The sequence below is a fragment of the Sphingobacterium sp. DR205 genome (assembly GCF_011064245.1).
GTDB classification, from domain to species: Bacteria; Bacteroidota; Bacteroidia; order Sphingobacteriales; family Sphingobacteriaceae; genus Sphingobacterium; species Sphingobacterium athyrii.
The window spans coordinates 2,422,026-2,441,510 of record NZ_CP049333.1; the positions used below are offsets into that span (position 1 = coordinate 2,422,026).

Annotated in this window: 16 protein-coding genes; 8 read left to right on the plus strand and 8 right to left on the minus strand. The window is 41.3% G+C overall.

Translation table 11 applies throughout. From position 1 onward, the window contains the following. Window positions 1-15: 15 nt before the first annotated feature. The 7 genes from G6053_RS10260 to G6053_RS10290 all read right to left on the minus strand — a co-directional run bounded on the left by G6053_RS10260 (window position 16) and on the right by G6053_RS10290 (window position 9,913). A complete protein-coding gene (locus tag G6053_RS10260) occupies window positions 16-1,482 on the minus strand; it encodes an efflux transporter outer membrane subunit (protein ID WP_165306372.1) in 1,467 nt (488 codons plus the stop codon). Next, a complete protein-coding gene (locus tag G6053_RS10265; protein WP_165306373.1) occupies window positions 1,479-4,634 on the minus strand; it encodes an efflux RND transporter permease subunit in 3,156 nt (1,051 codons plus the stop codon). Before G6053_RS10265 ends, G6053_RS10260 begins: the two co-directional genes overlap by 4 nt. A gap of 73 nt (window positions 4,635-4,707) precedes the next feature. After that, the gene (locus G6053_RS10270; protein WP_241254976.1) at window positions 4,708-5,871 is read right to left on the minus strand and encodes an efflux RND transporter periplasmic adaptor subunit; all 1,164 of its coding nucleotides are present in this window, start codon (window positions 5,869-5,871) and stop codon (window positions 4,708-4,710) included. A 406-nt stretch (window positions 5,872-6,277) separates the two neighbouring features. Next, window positions 6,278-7,102, minus strand: a complete 825-nt coding sequence (locus G6053_RS10275) for an AMP nucleosidase (RefSeq protein ID WP_077435194.1) — start codon at window positions 7,100-7,102, stop codon at window positions 6,278-6,280. 224 nt (window positions 7,103-7,326) lie between these two features. Beyond that, window positions 7,327-8,577 (minus strand): ATP-dependent Clp protease ATP-binding subunit ClpX, encoded by a 1,251-nt coding sequence (gene clpX, locus G6053_RS10280; protein ID WP_108632186.1) that lies wholly within the window; start codon window positions 8,575-8,577, stop codon window positions 7,327-7,329. 2 nt (window positions 8,578-8,579) lie between these two features. Next, window positions 8,580-9,281 carry an ATP-dependent Clp endopeptidase proteolytic subunit ClpP gene (clpP, locus tag G6053_RS10285; protein WP_104382492.1) on the minus strand — a complete coding sequence of 234 codons (702 nt, stop codon included), beginning with the start codon at window positions 9,279-9,281 and terminating at the stop codon, window positions 8,580-8,582. 170 nt (window positions 9,282-9,451) lie between these two features. Next, window positions 9,452-9,913, minus strand: coding sequence for a type I restriction enzyme HsdR N-terminal domain-containing protein (locus G6053_RS10290; RefSeq protein ID WP_108632185.1), 462 nt, complete (start codon window positions 9,911-9,913; stop codon window positions 9,452-9,454). A 191-nt stretch (window positions 9,914-10,104) separates the two neighbouring features. Between G6053_RS10290 and holA the strand changes: the two genes are divergently transcribed. Next, complete coding sequence (holA, locus tag G6053_RS10295) at window positions 10,105-11,112, plus strand: DNA polymerase III subunit delta (protein ID WP_108632184.1); 1,008 nt, start codon at window positions 10,105-10,107, stop codon at window positions 11,110-11,112. A gap of 21 nt (window positions 11,113-11,133) precedes the next feature. Here holA and G6053_RS10300 read toward each other — a convergent pair whose 3' ends face one another. Beyond that, on the minus strand, window positions 11,134-12,192 hold the full coding sequence (locus tag G6053_RS10300; protein WP_165306374.1) for a hypothetical protein: 1,059 nt from the start codon (window positions 12,190-12,192) through the stop codon (window positions 11,134-11,136). A 322-nt stretch (window positions 12,193-12,514) separates the two neighbouring features. Here G6053_RS10300 and G6053_RS10305 point away from each other — a divergent pair, with 322 nt between their 5' ends. The 7 genes from G6053_RS10305 to G6053_RS10335 all read left to right on the plus strand — a co-directional run bounded on the left by G6053_RS10305 (window position 12,515) and on the right by G6053_RS10335 (window position 19,476). Beyond that, complete coding sequence (locus tag G6053_RS10305) at window positions 12,515-12,715, plus strand: hypothetical protein (protein ID WP_108632182.1); 201 nt, start codon at window positions 12,515-12,517, stop codon at window positions 12,713-12,715. Then, complete coding sequence (locus tag G6053_RS10310; protein WP_241254977.1) at window positions 12,696-13,082, plus strand: DoxX family protein; 387 nt, start codon at window positions 12,696-12,698, stop codon at window positions 13,080-13,082. The genes G6053_RS10305 and G6053_RS10310 overlap by 20 nt, the downstream gene beginning before the upstream one ends. Before the next feature lie 328 nt (window positions 13,083-13,410). Further along, window positions 13,411-14,028, plus strand: a complete 618-nt coding sequence (locus tag G6053_RS10315) for a TetR family transcriptional regulator (RefSeq protein ID WP_108632180.1) — start codon at window positions 13,411-13,413, stop codon at window positions 14,026-14,028. Continuing rightward, window positions 14,018-15,328 (plus strand): TolC family protein, encoded by a 1,311-nt coding sequence (locus tag G6053_RS10320; protein ID WP_165306375.1) that lies wholly within the window; start codon window positions 14,018-14,020, stop codon window positions 15,326-15,328. The genes G6053_RS10315 and G6053_RS10320 overlap by 11 nt, the downstream gene beginning before the upstream one ends. 14 nt (window positions 15,329-15,342) lie before the next feature. Continuing rightward, entirely contained in the window at window positions 15,343-16,446 is a 1,104-nt protein-coding gene (locus G6053_RS10325) for an HlyD family secretion protein (protein ID WP_165306376.1), read from the plus strand. 2 nt (window positions 16,447-16,448) lie between these two features. Next, window positions 16,449-18,032, plus strand: coding sequence for an MDR family MFS transporter (locus tag G6053_RS10330; protein WP_165306377.1), 1,584 nt, complete (start codon window positions 16,449-16,451; stop codon window positions 18,030-18,032). A 214-nt stretch (window positions 18,033-18,246) separates the two neighbouring features. Next, complete coding sequence (locus tag G6053_RS10335; RefSeq protein WP_165306378.1) at window positions 18,247-19,476, plus strand: sterol desaturase family protein; 1,230 nt, start codon at window positions 18,247-18,249, stop codon at window positions 19,474-19,476. Window positions 19,477-19,485: the final 9 nt, after the last annotated feature.

Consider the following 19,485-nt stretch of genomic DNA (forward strand, 5'->3'; position numbering starts at 1 on the left):
TAGAGTTTTAAATCATTATCTCCAACCACCTCCTAAAGATCGGTAGAGATCTAAGAATCCATCCAGATGTTGCTGGCGCAATTCGACGAGATCTAAGTCACTATCTAAGGCATTGCTTTGGGCGGTGATGACTTCCAGGTACGTTGCATATCCGCTTTTGAAGAGCAAGTTTGCATTTTTTACCGCAAGATGTGCATTGTCCACTCTTTTTCTTGCCAGTTCAAGCTGTTCCCGCTGTTTGTCTACTGTTACTACAGCATTGGAGACTTCGGCAACGGCTTCAACCACTTTCTGTTGAAGCTGGATTTCGGCTTTATCCCGTTCCAGTTTCGCAACTTCATATTGTGTTTTTAATGTTTTATTCTTGAATATAGGTGTGGTCAGATTGCCGGTGATGCCACCTAATAGGGCTCCGGGAATATTGAACCAGTTTCGGGGAAGCATCGCATTTACACCGAGCACACCGCCTATATTGAACGAAGGGTAGCGCATGGCCTGCTGAATATTGGCGTTCGCATTGGCGGCCATCAGTTGAAACTCAGAGGAGCGGATATCTGGCCGATTTCGTATAATTTCGACGGGTGAACCTAAGGATATCTCTTTGCTTTCGGCAAAGAGATGTTCGTATGAAGTTCCGCGCTTGATGCTGTCGGGGAGTTTTCCCGTTAATGTCTGAAGGGCATTCTCCTGAATAACAATCTGCTTTTCTAATTCTGGTACCAGTGAGGCTGCTAGCAGACGCTGAGATTCTGTTTGCTGAATGGCCAGTGCAGTGATCTCTCCAGCGGTGTATTGAAGCTTGATCATGCGCAATGTGCTGTCATTCAGCTGAACATTACGTTTGGCTACTTCAATCTTGGCATCTAACATCAGTAGGTTGAAATAGCCTTTGGCGACAGACGTAATGATATTGGTCTGAATCGCATTTTTGGCTTCTTGTGTATCCAGATACTCGGCTAAAAGCTGCTCTTGCTTGCTGCTGATCTTTTTCCAGATATCTATTTCCCAGCTGAAACTGATGTCAGAACCAAACTGGGATTGATAGACAAACATATTTTCGGGCGCTTTTTCACCTTTGCGGTCATAATACTTTGTGAGGGGGCCGCTTCCAAAATCTTTCGATCGCCAGGTACGGCTTCCATTGGCTAGGGTGGCGCTTACACTTGGTAAATAATTTGATTTATTCTGTGCCAGAACTCTGTTGGAGATCTGCAGATTCAGCAGTGCTGTTTTCATTTCAAAATTGTTGGCAAGTGCTGAATCGATCAGCATCTTGAGCGTGGGATCATGAAAGAAGGTTTTCCAATGGATCAGCCCCATACTTGAGGTATCTCCAAAAAAATCCAATGTATCGCCACGGAAAGTACTGGGTAGTTTTAATTTGGGCTGAACATAATCTTTACCGATTTTACAGGCATTCATCGAAATCAGTAGCCCCGTAGCTAGACATAGCGCTGAAATGTATTTTTTTATGTTCTTCATTCTTCTTCTTCTTTAGCGAGTTTATCCTGTAATTTTTCATCCAGACCTTTGAAAACAACAAACAGTACCGGAATAATAAAGATGCCGAAGGCAACACCTAATAACATCCCTCCCGCAGCGCTGAAGCTAATGGAGTGATTACCTATGGCGGATGGGCCAACCGTCCACATCAGGGGGACCAGACCCGCCACAAACGCGAGACTGGTCATCAGGATCGGTCTCAACCGCAGTTTTGACCCACTGATCGCTGCTTCCACGATACTTTTTCCATTTTTGCGTTCCTGAACGGCAAATTCAACAATGAGGATTGCGTTTTTAGCCAGCAGACCGATCAGCATGATCAAACCAACCTGTACATAGATGTTATTCTGTAAGCCGACAAGATTGATCACTGAAAAAACACCGATCAGGCCAACAGGTATGGACAGCAAAACCGCCCAGGGTAGGATATAACTTTCATACTGTGCCGAAAGCAAAAAGTAAACAAATAAGATACTCAAAACAAAGATCAGAATGGTCTGAGATCCCGATTGGCTCTCTTCGTAACTCATTCCCGTCCATTCAAAGCCATAATTTCCGGGTAACTTTTCGTCCGCCAGCTTTTGGATGGCCTGCATGGCATCGTCGGTACTGTAGCCCTCGGCTGGTGTGATATTGACCGCAATGGCGTTGTATAGATTGTAACGGGTAATGGTTTCAGGACCGACGGTTTTTTCTAATGTCAAAATGGTATTGATGGGTACCATCTCGCCCTTGTTGTTCCGTACGAAAATTGAATTGAAAGACTCCGGATCTTTCCGGAAATCAAAATCGGACTGCACGTATACACGGTATTGCCGGCCAAAGCGATTGAAGTCACTGGCCTGTACACGCGCAAAGTAGGAACGGATCGTAGACATCAGATCTTTGATCTCAACACCGAGTGATTTCGCTTTTACGGCATCAATGTTTACCTCGTATTGTGGGAAATTGGATTTAAAACTGGTGTAGGCACTACGGATTTCAGGACGGGTATTCAGCTGGCTGATAAAAGTATCGGCAATGGTGTTAAAATCCCTGACGTCTCCACCCATACGGTCTTGAAGAACCATTTCAATACCCGCAAAATCACCAAATCCTTGTACTGTTGGTCTCGGGAATACTGTAAATGTAGCCTCATTTATCTGTGCCAGATCGTTTCTTATGGTGTCCATAAAAGCATTGATATTTTTAATGTGCTTGCGTTTGGCATGCGGTTTAAGGGTAATGTAACCTGCAGCAAAGGCAGGACTTGAACTACCGTCCAGTGCATTGAAGCCAGATACTGTCGTCATGCCTTCGATATCTTTTCTCTTTTTCAGTAGACTATCAGCACGACGGAGTACTTCTGTCGTGCGGCTTAACGAAGCCCCTGGAGGCAGTGCGATGTTATAGGTGATAAAACCGTCATCTTCGGTTGGGATAAAACTCTTCGGTGTTCTGATCATCAAAATGACACCGATCGCAGTAATCAATATCAGGCCTATCCAGGCTATTCTTTTATGATTGATCAATAACTGTACTATGGTTACGTATCGGGCCGTCAGGCGATCAAAAGAGGTATTGAATGCCTTAAAGAAACGATCTTTGAACTGGTTGATTCTTGACTTTTGCTCGTCTTCTTTTTGATGCTTTGGTGCCTTAAGTAATAGCGCGCATAAAGCAGGACTCAATGTCAGGGCATTCAGCGCCGAAATCAAGATCGCTGTTGCCAGCGTGTACGCAAATTGCCGGTAAAAGATACCCGCAGGCCCTTCCATAAAACCGACCGGCAAAAATACCGCCGCCATGACCATAGTAATCGAGAGGATTGCACCCGTAATTTCTGACATGGTCGACAATGTTGCAGCTTTGGGTTTTAATCCCGTACTGTGCATCTTCTCATGGATAGCTTCAACAACAACGATTGCATCATCCACAACAATACCGATAGCCAGCACCAAGGCAAACATTGTCAATACATTGAGCGAGAAACCAAAGAGCTGCAGGAAAAAGAAGGTACCGATCAAAGAGACAGGTATGGCAATTGCCGGAATTAAGGTGGATCTAAAATCTTGTAAGAATATAAAAACAATGATAAAAACCAGAATAAAGGCTTCAAAGAGGGTATGTTCAACCTGATTGATGGATTCATCGATCTGGTCACGCACGGAGTAAGTCACCTCATAATGTAATCCTTTTGGGAATGTCTTGGCTTGTTCTTCGAGCACTTTTCGAACGGCTATGTCGATATCGTGGGCATTGGAACCACTGGTCTGGGTCAGATTGAGCGTTAGTCCGGGGTGACCGTTTACCTTATTGTCGCTACTGAGATTGGTGGCACCAAATTCTACCCGCGCTACGTCCTTGAGGTAGAGGACCGACCCGTCGTTGTTTGTCTTGATGACGATGCTTTGAAATTCTTCGGGTGTCGTAAAACGTCCTTTATGCCGAATGACGGTTTCAAATGCTTCGTCGGAAGTCTCCCCAAATTTCCCTGGGGCAATCTCAAAGTTTTGATCTTTGATGGCATTCATAATGTCCTGAGGAACCAGATTATAAAGGGCCAGTTTTTCAGGATTCAGCCAGAGTCGCATGGCATAATCCCTTGCACCGAGCCGGGATACCTGTGCGACACCGTCTACACGTAATAGGGGCCGCATCAGGTTGATCTGCGCGTAGGCCTGCAGAAAGGTCTCGTCATAGGCTTTATCCTGATGATCTGAATAAAGGTTGATGGTCATGATGACTCCCGTCTGACGTGGCATAACGGTAATTCCGGCCTCGTTTACTTCAGCAGGAATAGAACTGATGGCCTTTGAGATACGGGTCTGCACATTGACCGAGGCAATGTCCGGATTTGTGCCGGTCTTAAAATAAACAGAAACGCTTCCCGAACCTGAATTGGAGGCAGACGATTTAATATAGGTCATATCTTCGACACCATTAATGGCCTCTTCGATGGGAAGCAGTACACTTTTTGCCACGGTCTCCGCATTGGCACCGGGATAACTCAGTGATACAAGGACACTCGGTGGTGCGATTTCGGGAAATCGGGAGACAGGAAGCAATTTTAATCCCACCAAGCCCAATATGACTAAAATAATAGAAATGACTGTCGCTAAGACAGGTCTATTTATAAAGGTTTTTAACATATATAAGAATTTTAGACATACCTCAGGCAGTCCTGAAAAAGGATTGCCGTAAATACGTTAAAACGTGCGCTAATTATTTTTGTGGAATAGGGGCTACGGTTGAGCCATCTGTTAGTTTGTCAAATCCGCTGGTAATGACACGGTCGTTTTCCTTGAGACCGGAGTACACAATGTAATTGCCCTTACTTTTACCGGAAAGCTGGATATTGCGGCGTTGCGCTTTATTATTTTGATCCAATATGTAAACAAAGGTTTTATCCTGCAACTCATTGATCGCAATCTGCGGGATCTGGAGTACATCTTTTTTTACTTCGGCAATTTTTAATGTACCGCTGCTTCCCGAACGTAGGATGTTATCCCGGTTTTGAAAAGTCGCACGTAAAGATATCGCACCTGTGGTTCTGTTGATCTGTCCATTGACAGCGTCAACAACTCCTTTGATAGGGTATTCTTCGCCATCAGCGAGAACGAGTGTAACCTGGGGAAATACCAGTTTTTGGTTTTGGTTGTATTTCTTACCTTCAATGCTGTCTTTTTTTGCCTGTGCCTTTGAAAAGTATAGGAAGTCGGATTCATTCATGGAGAAATAAACATAGACTTCCTGGATGTCGGAAAGGTAGGTGAGGGGTTCCTTGTCACCTTTGGAAACCAAATTACCGATACGTTTTGGAATACGTCCGATATAACCGCTTACAGGTGCGGTGATAATGGTAAAGTCTTTGCTGATCTGTGCCGAACGTACAGCAGCAATGGCCTGATCCAGGGTGGCCTTGGCGACCTGATAGTCAGATTTGGCGGAGGCCAGCTTTACATCTGAAATGACATCATTTTGAACCAATGGTTTCAAACGGTCCACTTCGAGTTGCGCATTTTTGAGTTTGGCCCGTGCAACCTGCTCCGTTGCTACCATATTGTTTAGGTTTTCTTGATAAGTAGAAGGGTCTACTTTGAATAGCTTTTGTCCTTTTTGCACAAAAGAACCTTCGTCAACATAGATTTCCTGTAGTAAACCTTCAACCTGGGGTCTCACTTCAACATTCACTTTTCCTTCAATGGTACCTAAATAATCCTTGATTGTGGTAGCATCTGACTTGACAACAGTATAAACTGGTAGGGCTACAGGCTTTTCTTTGGTATTATTTTCTTTGGAAGAACTTGAAGAACAACTTACCTGGGTGGTTAAGACTGAACAAATCAATAAGGAGACGCTGAAAATAGATAATGTTTTTTTCTTCACAATGCTTGATTAAATTTATGATATATGTGCTATTTGTAATATTACTATTACAAGTTATAACGCCAAATAGTTTAATTATTGTGCAAATTAACATTTGTTAACGTTTCAATTTATAGTTAATAACAGATCAGTTAATAATCAAGTAGGGTGTTTATTAGTTTTAAATTGCTGTTTTTCAGCGCGTATTGGTCGGCGGCATAATTATTATATTGCGAGCAGTAAATTGATCTTGCTACTGATCATTCGACTTTGACAGCAAGGGATCGGAGGAATGAGCCCGATATCGAGCTCATTATTTTAATCGTCAATGTTTAGTCTTTTCCGATTTTCAGGATGTTTTTGGAGACCGAACTCCTTATCCTTTGGGAAAATCTATTTGCAGTCCTTTTTCTTTATAATGAAACGCTTAAAATTTAAGGTGTTTCACAGTCAGTCCGTTATTAATAAGCTGTTTCAGGGCGTCAATACCTATACTGATATGTGCCTCGACATACTTAGCCGTAACCGTGACGTCGCTGACAGATGTTTTGACTCCCTCTGGAACCATCGGCTGGTCAGAAACCAACAGCAAAGCGCCTGTCGGGATCTTGTTTGCAAAACCGACACTGAATATGGTTGCTGTTTCCATATCGACGCACATGGCACGGATAGACTTCAGATACTTTTTGAATGCTTTGTCATGCTCCCAGACTCTTCTATTGGTGGTGTATACGGTTCCTGTCCAATAGTCGCGTTGATGATCACGGATTGTCGTGGATATCGCTTTCTGCATGGCGAAGGCCGGTAGTGAGGGCACTTCGGGTGGAAAGTAATCATTCGATGTTCCTTCCCCACGGATAGCCGCGATCGGTAATATCAGCTCGCCTATCGGAATCTTTTTCTTAATCCCACCGGTTTTGCCCAGAAATAGGACTGCCTTAGGGCTGATTGCAGATAAAAGATCCATAACTGTTGCTGCCATCGGACTACCCATTCCAAAATTGATAATGGTAATACCGCCAGCAGTGACGGATTGCATGGGTTTGTCCTCGCCATAGATCGGAGCATTGTCATGCATTTCCGAAAACAGGTGGATATATTTTGAAAAATTTGTCAATAGGATATATTCTCCAAACTCTTCCAGCGGTCTTCCGGTATAGCGCGGAAGCCAGTTGTTTACGATTTCTTCTTTGGTTTTTAAACCTGGCGTTATCGGGCTATTTACTGTATTTTTTGTACTTTTCTTTGTCATAGTCATTAAATTTTAATTTCACGAATCTCTTATCTGTCTGTCAACATTCCGTTATGGCTATGTTATTATTGTAATATAAGATTTTTAATTCTTTTTATTATGATGCTTTGGCTTGTTTTAAGCGCTTTTTATTCACGGATTTCAATATGGATAGGGGCGTTATTAAATTCAGTGACGAGGTTAACTAGTTAAAAAAAAATCCCGTTCAGCGAACGGGATTCTTTTTAAGCGACTTTAAGCTTTTTCAGATCGGATTTTTCGAATTTCTTCTTTGCATAGTCCAAGCTGATTTCCAAACTTTTCTGTCCCGTTTGTTCTTTCGTTGATGGCATTTCAAACATGGCATCCAGCATGATCGCTTCGCAGATACTTCGCAGCCCCCGGGCCCCAAGTTTAAATTCATCCGCTTTATCTACAATAAAAGTATATACTTCGGGATCAAATTTCAGTTCAACACCTTCGTACTCAAATAACTTTTTGTATTGTTTGACCAAAGCATTTTTTGGATCTGTTAAAATACTCAACAAGGTTTCCTTATCCAATGGATTTAAGTAAGTCAACACTGGAAGACGTCCAATTAACTCTGGAATTAAGCCAAAGTTCTTCAGATCCTGAGGGGTGATATACTTGTATAGATTGTTCAAGTCGATTTCCTCTTCATCTTCATTCATCTTATAACCTACAGTTTGTGTACGCAGACGGTTTGCAATTTTCTTTTGGATTCCGTCGAATGCACCACCACAGATAAATAGAATGTTGCTGGTATTGACAGCGATCATTTTTTGGTCTGGATGTTTACGTCCGCCTTGCGGTGGAACATTGACAACCGTACCTTCTAAAATCTTTAACAATGCCTGTTGGACCCCTTCACCTGAGACATCTCTTGTGATGGAAGGGTTATCGCTCTTACGTGCGATTTTATCAATTTCATCGATATAGATGATACCACGTTCTGCTGATGCAACATCATAATCGGCGGCCTGAAGCAAGCGCGTCAAAATACTTTCCACGTCTTCTCCTACGTATCCCGCCTCAGTTAGTACAGTGGCATCAACGATACAGAAAGGTACGTTCAATATTTTGGCAACGGTCTTTGCCAATAATGTTTTACCTGTACCCGTCTCACCAACGATAATCAAATTGGATTTTTCGATTTCAATTTCATCTTTATCCACTTTTTGGTTCAGACGTTTATAGTGATTATAAACAGCTACTGAAATTACTTTCTTTGCGTCATCTTGACCGATCACATACTGATCCAGGTGAGTTTTGATCTCTTGGGGACGTATTAATTTTAAAGCGGTCTGTAATGTCTTGCTTTTTCGTTGTTTTAATTCTTCTGCCAGAATCTCTCCTGCCTGTTGGATACATCTGTCACAGATGTGTGCTCCATTTCCAGCAATGAGCATCTGAGCTTCATTTTTGCTTATTCCACAAAACGAACAATGAATGTCTCTATCGTTATTCTTCGCCATCGTTATTTAATAATCTCCTTCTTAGGAAGTAAAATCTCATCAATCATACCAAATTCTTTGGCCTCGTTGGCTCTCATCCAGTAGTCACGATCAGAAGATTTTTCCACCCACTCATAAGTTTGTCCGGAGTGTTCTGAAATAATGGTATATAATTCTTCTTTTAATTTTAACATTTCACGTAAATTGATCTCCATATCTGCGGCAACTCCCTGCGCGCCGCCAGATGGTTGGTGAATCATTACACGTGAGTGACGTAAAGCAGCACGTTTTCCTTTTGCTCCCGCTACAAGTAGGACCGCGCCCATAGATGCTGCAATACCAGTACAGATTGTCGCTACGTCCGGTGTGATGTACTGCATGGTATCGTAGATACCCAAGCCTGCGTAAACACTTCCTCCCGGTGAATTGATGTAGATCTGGATGTCACGCTGTGCATCAGTGGACTGTAAAAACAACAATTGTGCCTGAATAATATTTGCGACCTGGTCATCTATACCGCTTCCTAAAAATATAATACGATCCATCATCAAACGTGAAAACACATCCATCTGTGCAACGTTCAATTGACGCTCCTCAACGATGTATGGCGTCAGATTTGTCGGAATGCTAGTCTCTGTACGAGCAATAAAACTGTCAACATGTTGACTTCCAATGCGGTGATGCTTTACTGCATATTTTCTGAATTCGTTTTTATCTATATTCATCTTTTTATTTTTTCTATTCTGTAGGACTAATATAAAACTATATTTTAAAAATCAAATAAAGTGAAAAGATGTTTTACATCTACTTTACATTTTTTTGATACGGTCTCTTTCAGCAAAGAAAGGCGTTTTATTAATAGGGCTTATGCTTTATCCATTTCACTTAGAAGTCCTTAGCCGATTTCAGCATAATCTGGAAGCTCTTCTATAAATTGATAAGACTCGTTGTCAAAGTCAACTTTGCAATAATAATGATTTATGCCATTGCTCACCAGTAAGTATGGGATACGATGCACCGAATTATAATTGGCGATCTGTTCGAATACTTTTTGTGTGATCTTGATATGTGGTGCTTTGAATTCGGCCAAAACCACCTTATGTCCTTTACTGTTATAAATCAATAAATCACTCCGTCGCTGAAGACTGTTTAGTTTTAACCCGCCTTCAATATTCATCAGTGACTTGGGATAATTTTTGATCAATGCCAAATAATTTATCCAATGTTGCCTGACCCATTCCTCCGGCGTCAATACCAGCTCTTTTTTTCGCAGCTCGTCAAAAATATAAACCGCATTATTCTTTTTGGATATTTTAGCTTTGAATGGTGGCAAATTGAGCGGTGTCGGTGAAAACATACACAAATATACTAAAATTTTAGCAAAAAAAGGGAAATCATAAGATTCCCCAAGCGGTTTTTTTTCGTCTTTATAATTGCTTCTTTTAATCAATTGGTTAGATCTCTTTTACCGAAATAGATCAAACGTCGGGATGAATTCTGATCGGTTTACTGCTGTAGATTTGACGGTAAAATCGTAATTTCGCTTACATGAACATAAATCCGATCTTATCCGATATCAAGAACAGATCTTTTAAGCCGGTCTATCTGCTACAGGGGGAGGAAAGTTATTTTATTGATACCATCGCAGATGCACTGGAATCGACAGTGCTGAATGAGGCGCAAAAAGGCTTTGATCAATCTGTTTTTTACGGCAAGGATATCGATATTTCCACAGTGGTCAATGCCGCCAAACGATATCCAATGATGAGCGATTATCAGGTGATTATTGTAAAGGAAGCCCAGGAACTCAAATGGAAATCGGATACGGAGGAGCTGTTGACGAAATATCTGGAACATCTGACACCAACAACTATCTTGGTATTTTGCTATAAGCATGGCAAATTCGATAAGCGAAAGAAAATATACAAGGTGTTTGAGAAGGCTGGATTGGTGATCGATGCGGCTAAATTATACGATGATAAAGTTGCGCCTTGGATCGGCGGATATCTTAAAGATGCCGGCTGGCGAATACATCCGCAGGCAGCGGCTTTAATCGCGGATTATCTCGGCAATGATCTGGCCAAGGTATCCAATGAATTGGATAAACTGATGCTGAATGTTCCGAAAAGTCAGGAGATCAGCGTAGATGATGTGGAACGTAATATCGGTATTTCAAAAGACTTCAATGTATTTGAACTCAACACCGCGCTCGCAAAGCGCAACGCCTTGAAAGCTTATCAGATTGTGGATTATTTTGTGGCAAACCCAAAGAATAACCCGCTGGTGATGGTGGTCGGACAGGTGGCTACTTATTTCACCAAAATACTAAAATACCATTATCTCATTGATAAATCCATTGCCGCGAAAGAATTGGGGGTGCATCCGTTTTTCTTGAAAGAGTATGAACTGGCTGCCCGAAATTACAACCGCCGAAAAACTTTTGATGTATTGAATGTCCTCAAAGAGACTGACCTCAAATCAAAGGGCGTCAATGTGCCCAGCAATTTCAATAGTGAGGAGATTCTCAAAGAAATGGTTTATAGGATCTTAAATTAGGAGCTGGCAAGTTCTTCAAGATTAATGTGTGCTCAGAAATTTGACGACCCGTTGTGGAATTTTTGCCTGCAGACCGCGTTTATTCATGAGTGCAACGTAGGTGCGGTAATCGTTGACAGCTTGCTTGAAAGAAGATTGCCCTCTTTTGAAAAACACATCGCCACGGTTTAAATAGGCAACCTCACGTTCAGGAAAACGCTCAATTACTTTATCTAAAAAAACTTGCGCCGCATCCAGCTGATTCGCCTGCTCCAGAAAATAACCGATCTCATTGGCCGAAAGGACATTTTTACCATGAATTGGCTTTGTATTGTCAGGCTGGTCTTCGTCCAGACCATTTTCCATAAAATATTTTGCCGTATGCTCGTTAAAAACTTTAGGTAGCAGAAATAGGCTATTTTTAGGTATTTCTTTTAACGAGCGAAGGAGAGTAGCATAGTCTCCGGGCTTGTAGCTCAGAGCGATCCGCTGATTGCTTACCACTGTGGAATCATAAGATAAGGACTCAGCATCGTAGTCGTCTAGATAAACCTTGACGTTTTTAGAATAGGTCATATATTCGCTGCTGCTTGTACCTTCGTCATCCGATCCGGAATTATCTCGTTCAGCCAATTGCCAGCGTTTTGTCGCCGGTCTATAGACAAAACAATAACCCTCATTTCGACCATGCGCATTCGGCCCCCACGAAATCGAGATGCTTACGGTATCGCGGCTGGCATTTACGTTATAATAACTCATATTATTGCACGAAGCACAAAAGAACGCATTGTCATTCTTGAAGGACAGCTGGTAGTCATTTCCTTTTCTCGCGTAAAATGCCAATCCAACCTTGATGTAATTTTCAGCTTCAAAGCTCTGATAAAATTCATGCTTGAAATTAAGTGTATCAGCTTTTCTGTAAGCAACAAAAACTCCTGCAGGTGTTTTGCTCGTATTTAGCTGGCTCAGCTGTACCGTATCTGTATTAAAATACGCAGCGAAATTGTCCGCTGAAACAGCGCCTATTAGCCTTATATGCCGGGGCTGTGCTGCTGAAAGCAGCGATAGGCTCATGAATAGTGTAAAAAGATAAATTTTCAATCAAATGCTGTTTTATGTTGAATACTGGTATTGCTGTATGTAATTGGCATTTCAATCCGCAGTATGCTTAGAAAACACTTTGGGATAGAAATTACTCGAATTTACATTAATCTGAAAAAAAAGACAAAAAATATTTTGTAGTCAAATAACTACATGTATTTTTGTAGTCAAATAGCTACACGTAGTGAAGCCTTGTTATTTATGGATCGCCGGTTTGGGTTGTGGTTTTGTAATACATTGCATAACAAATAGTTGGTGGAGTTGTAGCCATAAAAACGGGAGTTGCTGAAAATCCAGAAGAGGAGGCAAAATTATATAATCAATGAATCAAGGAATTAAAACAGTGCGCTATCCGATGCAAGATATGGCACAATCGAAAGCGTTATTCGCAAAATTATTGGACGTAGAATCCGATTTGGATAGTCCGTATTATATGGGGGTCAAAGTCGATCATCAGGATATTGGTTTGGCTAATTTTAAATACTATTTAAACAATAAAAATAATGATGAAAAAGAGAGATAAAATAATCTATTGGGTCGCAACGGCATGGTTGTCTTTGGGATTGATGTCTACCGCTATCATACAGGTCTTTAGTATCAAAACTGAGGGTGCTGGTGGCGTACAAAATGTAGATCATTTGGGCTATCCCCACTATATACTACCGCTGCTTGGTCTCTGGAAGATTTTGGCTGTCATCGCCCTGCTGTCACCAAAGAGACCGCTATTGAAGGAATGGGCTTATGCTGGTATTTTCTTTACGGCAACCGGAGCGTTGTATTCTCATCTTATGGTAGGGGATGCTTTTGGTTTAATGGCTCCAGCTTTGCTTTATTTGGTTCTAATTGGGGTATCCTGGTATTTTAGACCTGCCGAAAAAAAACTTGGATAGCCTTTAGCCTGATCTGTCGTCTATTTGTTTGATAGATGAATTGGGTGACCAGTTTATCGTATTTTTTTGTTGTAAAAACGATACAAAAACCATTTAAAGATCCTTTAAATGGTTTTTGTGTTTACGGGGTGTCTTGCTGTAAATCAATTTATTGTGGTCATTTAGCTTTTTTGTGTAGCATATTCTGCTGTATTTTTTGACATAAATTTAATAATTAAACACTTGTTTAAATTAAACGTTTGTTTAACTTTGTCCCGCATTTAACAAAAGACGATTTTATCTGTTGGATAACAGGTGGAATTAGCTATAAAAAGTTAAGGGTTTTTACATGGAATTTAACGATAAACAAATAGATATCCTCCTTGCAGCTGAGCGACTTTTTGCGACAAAAGGTTTTGATGGAACTTCCGTACGCGATATCGCACATGAAGCAAATGTTAATGTGGCTATGATCAACTATTATTTTGGCTCAAAAGATAAGCTACTGGATACCTTTTTTGAATGGCGCGTTCCAGATTTCATGATCAATGTGGATGAACTCTCAGTAGTCGGCAATGCGCTTGACAAAATTGACGTGATGGTGGACAGGTATGTTAAATCGATGAGCTCTCATCGGAAACTCTATCGTGTTATTGCAATTGAAAGTACCTTAAAGCAGCGGATGCTGATTTCGGATGCTTTCAAAAGATTAAAAATTCACAATTTGGAGGTCATTGCATCCATTATTAATGGTGGTATAGCAGACGGGGTATTTAAAGCGGGTAATGATCCTATTTTGATTCATTCCATGATGATGGGGACGTTTATGAACTTTCAGATGAATCAGGTCTTTTTACAGGATCAATTAGGAATAGCCGATGACGAAGGTTATGGCCAATATATAGAAACAACGTTAACAGAATTCATACAGAAAACAATTAAAGCTTTATTGACATATGAAAAATAAGTTGGCCAATTTAAGTGCTTTATTGCTTTTAAGTCCTTTGGGTTTGCTGGCGCAAGACAACAAACACTTGACTTTGGAAGAAATAATTCACATGGCTGCAAACCAAAGTGTGGAAGCGAAAACTGCCGATACCAAAATATTGGGAAGACAGCTTGAGGTCGAAAGTGCCAAATCGAAACAGCTTCCTGATGCAAAATTGAGCGGGCAATATATGGCGATGACCACGCCGAATGTTAATCTAAAGTTGGCACTGGGTGAAGGGGGCTCCGCACCGGATATCGCTGCAAATCAATTGTGGTTGGGACAGGCTTCTGTGAGTATGCCAATCTATACAGGTGGGCGGATCAAAGGGGGAATTGATATTGCAAAAGATGTGCTAAAAGCCGAGGAATGGAACGCTGTTGCTAGTAAAGAACAATTAGCTATCCGCGCAGTAAATCTCTATCTGAGCTTGTATAAGGCGCAGCAAACCAATTTGTTGATTGCTGAAAATATCAAGCAGTCTGAGCAACGGGTTTCAGATTTTAAAGCGATGTTGGACAATGGTTTGATCGCGCGAAACGACCTGTTAAAAGCGGAATTGCAGCTATCAAACTATCAGGTATCGCTTCAGGAAGCGCAGAAAAATATTAAGGTGCTCAATTATCAACTGGCTAATTTTCTGAAAATTGACGAAGATACGCAATTGGATCAGATCAATTTAGGTGAAGTGAATGGGCTAGATTTAGGTTTGAAGGCGTCTTACGAAACTGCCAAGACCGTACGTTCTGATGTGAAGTCCATGGAGTCTCAGCGCTTGGTTGCGGAGGATCAGTTAAAAGTGACAAAAGCGGCCACATTGCCTACAGTTTCGGCAACCGCCGGTTACAATGCTTTTGGTCTGCAGAAAGTCGTTACGGTAACGAACGCTGCCATGGTAGGTGTTGGAATATCTTATGATATAGGTTCTTTGTATAAGAATAAGAGAGAGGTGAATGTCGTTAAGAACCGGATCAAGGAAATTGATGAGAACCTAGAACTGCTCAATGACCGGGTAAAAGTTCAGGTGCAACAGGCGAATGAAAGCTATATGCTGGCACAAAAACAAGATGTGGTGTACCGTCAGGCATTAGATCAGGCCGTTGAAAATTACCGTATCACAAAAGATAAGTATGATAATGGCATTGCGGATACGGATGATTTATTGACAGCAGATGTTCAACAGCTTCAGAGCAAAATAAATCTGGCAATCAGCAAAGCAAATACAATTGAAAAATACTATGACTTACTGTTGGCAAATGGGTCATTAAATATTAAATAGCAATTAATCTAGACATGGAAAATACAGTAGAAAACGCACCTGAAAAAAAAGGTACAAATAAAAAATTCACAATTATTCTGGCCGCTTTGGTCATCTTCGGTGGGGCTTACGGAGGTTATAAATATTTGCACGGTCAAGCGCATGAGACCACTGACGATGCGCAGGTTGAGAAGAATATGAGTCCGATTATCCCGCGTGTGGGTGGATTTATTTCCAAGGTTTACGTCAAGGACAATGATTTGGTGAAAAAAGGGGATACTTTGTTTACGATTGAAAGCCAAGATTATCAGGTCCGTGTGGACGAAGCGGAAGCGGCATTGGCTGCTGCTGAAAGTAGCTTTGATGTATCAAAGGCGGATGTTTCGGCATCTTCTGCTAATGTAGCGATCTCAGACGCAACGATTCAATCAAATTTAGGAAGCATTGAGGCAGCACGTATCCGTGCGAAACAAGCGAACAACGACTATATCCGTTACCAAAATCTATATAATAATCAATCCATCACAAAGCAGCAATATGAGCAGGCTTTAACAACTAAATTAGAAGCGGATAAACAAGTGGAAATCTTACAACAACAGCGCAACGCAAGCGCTTCACAACGGAATGCCATCGTAAGTAAGACTACCGTAGCTTCTAAACAGACATCTGTTGCTGAGGCGAATATAAAGCGGGCAAAGGCGCAATTAGAGGCTGCAAAATTAAATCTGTCTTATACTGCTGTGCTAGCCTCTGTTGATGGTCAGGTATCGAATATCAAGGTGCAGCCCGGTCAGATGATCAACCCGGGGCAGTCTTTATTTTATATTGTTGATAATATTGAAACTTGGGTGGTTGCGAATTTCAAAGAGACACAATTGCAAAAAATGAAACCCGGTCAAAAAGTAGGTATTAAGGTAGATGCTTATCCAAATATCGAATTTGAAGGTGAGGTCAATTCCTTTTCTCCGGCGACGGGGTCACGTTTCTCTTTATTGCCTCCGGACAATGCAACTGGTAACTTTGTAAAAACAGTACAACGCTTGCCGGTAAAAATCAAATTGACAAAAGATAATAAAGCTGAAAACGTTGCTTTGCTCAGACCGGGCATGAATGCTGACGTAGATGTGCATGTTCAATAACTATGGAAAATTTAAATCAACAAGATAGTCTGGTTGAATATGGTTTTCGACGCGTAGTCATCACGATTACAGCCGTGCTCTGTGCCTTGCTGGAAATCGTGGATACGACGATTGTGAATGTGGCCTTAAACGATATGAAAGGATCGTTAGGGGCAACATTGACAGACGTGGCCTGGGTTATTACGGCTTATGCCATTGCTAACGTAATTGTGATTCCGATGACAAGTTGGTTGTCCCAACAGTTTGGAAGACGTAATTACTTTGCGGCGTCAATTGTCATATTTACAATATCTTCATTTTTGTGTGGAAACGCAACCAATATTTGGGAGCTTGTCGCATTCCGCTTCCTGCAAGGAATGGGAGGGGGCGCTTTACTAGTGACCGCACAGACCATTATCACAGAAAGTTACCCCAAAGAGAAACGTAGTATGGCACAGGCTATTTACGGTATGGGGGTTATTATTGGACCTACATTGGGCCCGCCTCTGGGTGGTTATATCATAGACAATTTCTCCTGGCCTTATATTTTTTACATCAATGTACCATTGGGAATTATAGCTACTTTGCTGACCTTGTCCTTTGTGCGTAGTCCGAAATATAGCCAAAAGCAATCGGCAAAAGAGGTGGATTGGTTCGGCGTGATCTTTTTAATTATGTTTATTGGTTCACTGCAGTTTGTACTGGAACATGGTCAACAGGATGATTGGTTTGATGACCCATTAATCTTAGGTCTGTCCATATTATCTGTATTTGGACTATTGTTCTTTATCTGGCGGGAGCTGGTATATGACAAACCTATTGTTAACCTGAGGGTATTGCGTGATAAGAATTTACAGGTAGGGGTGGTAATGAGTTTTATCCTTGGTTTCGGCTTATTTGGATCGACCTTTATTATCCCGATTTATACGCAATCGATATTGGGTTGGACGGCAACGGATGCAGGTCTATTGCTATTGCCAAGTTCGATTATGACTGGGATCATGATGCCATTTATTGGTAAAATGATCCAGAATGGTGTTCCGCAGAAGTATATGGTTGCTGTTGGATTGAGCATCTTCTTTGGGTTTTGTTTTTGGATGTATAGTCTAATGACAAACGATACAGGATCTGAACATATGTTTTGGCCGCTTATCCTTCGTGGGGTAGGTTTGGGGTTGCTATTTGTTCCTGTAATGACTTTATCCCTGTCTACCCTTCATGGTAAATCCATCGGTGAGGGAGCGGCATTTACGGGTATGATGCGTCAGCTGGGTGGTTCATTTGGTATTGCACTGATCACAACTTTTATCGCGCGTGACTCTCAAAAGCACCGTGTTGACTTAGTTTCCAATCTGGATCCGAGTAAGTTTGAGGTACAGCAACGTGTACAGCAGCTGCAGATGAGCTTTCAGGCGAAAGGCTTTGCTTCAAATGAGGCATTGGCCAAAGCGCATCAAATACTGGACATGAATGTCATGAAGCAGGCAACTGTACTGTCTTACATGGATGTATTCCTCTATTTGGGGGTTGTATTTTTGATCTGTGTACCTTTTGTACTGATGATCAAACAGGGCAAGACGCAGATCGATATGTCCAGTGTGCACTAACCGCTGTGTGGACCAGAAACCATCGACGCAAAATTTTATATCGTTTTATTGGCCCTCAAAAGGAATTTCACTTTTTGGGGGCTTTTTTATTTCCAGAAAGGCATAAAATAAAAACCTGATTTGAAATTGATTGTTAAATAATAAAATATTTTTTAAGATTATACGTCTATAAACTAGTCGTTACAAAGAAGTTATTAGTTCAAAAGAAGGCCGCATGTATACAGGAAGACTTAATTTTTTAGCTTTTATTATCCCTTTGTTTTTAGTGTTGATGTTATGTGAATATTGGTATAGTCTGAAGAAACAAAAGCGATATTATACATTTGATGAATCAATCTCTAATCTAAACGTTGGCATTGTTGAGCGTATGTGCGATATGTTTTCTGTTAGCCTGTTCTATTTTTTTTTCGCGTGGGTCTACCAGAACTTTGCGATTTTCCATATCGAAGCCAACCTTTGGACTTGGATCATACTTTTTCTATTTACGGATTTTTTGTGGTATTGGTATCATCGATATAGTCATGAGATCAACCTGCTGTGGGCGGCGCATGTGGTCCACCATCAAAGCGAAGATTATAATTTTACTGTTGCTGCAAGGATTACCATATTTCAGGCGGTATTTCGCTCCTTGTTCTGGGCTTTTATTCCGCTTTTGGGTTTTCCGCCTTTTATGATGACCACAATCCTATTGGTGCATGGAGTATATCCGTTTTTCTCCCATACCCAAACGGTGGGTAATCTGGGGATTTTTGAAAAAATACTTGTCACTCCATCACATCACCGTGTACATCATAGCAGTAACGAGATTTATCTGGACAAGAATTATGGTGATATTTTGATCATCTGGGATAAAATGTTCGGAACTTTTATTGCTGAACAAAGAGCGGAGCCTTGCGTCTATGGATTAACCAAACCAATTCATCGGTATACTTTTCTTTGGCAGCATTTTCACTATCTCTTTGAAATAGGGCTGTCGTTTAAGCGTGCGGTGGGATTTAAAAACAAAATGCGTACGATATTTGGTCGCCCTGATGATATACAACCTGAAATTCGGGAGGAATTGGAGCAGAAGATCTTTGCGGGAACCAAGACTCGGGTTCATGGAAAAAATCTGAGCCGATATATTTTCTTCCAATCCATATCCACGATGGGACTTCTGTTTTTCTTTTTGCTTTACGGCAACTACCAAAACAGTGTACAGCTGTTGGTGGGCGGTCTCTTTATCCTGTGTAGTGTCATTTGTGTTGGTGGCTTGCTGGAGCATGAAAAATGGGTTTTTCCTCTCGAAATGCTGCGGTTATTTCTGGTTTTGCTATTTATAACAATTACTTTTTTTTCGTTTCCGGCACTCCTTGTTCTCTTTACAATTGCGATGATGCAGCTCATCTTTTATAGACCGGTAAAATATCATTACGAACGAATTCTTCATTTGTCGAAGCACTAAACCTATTCT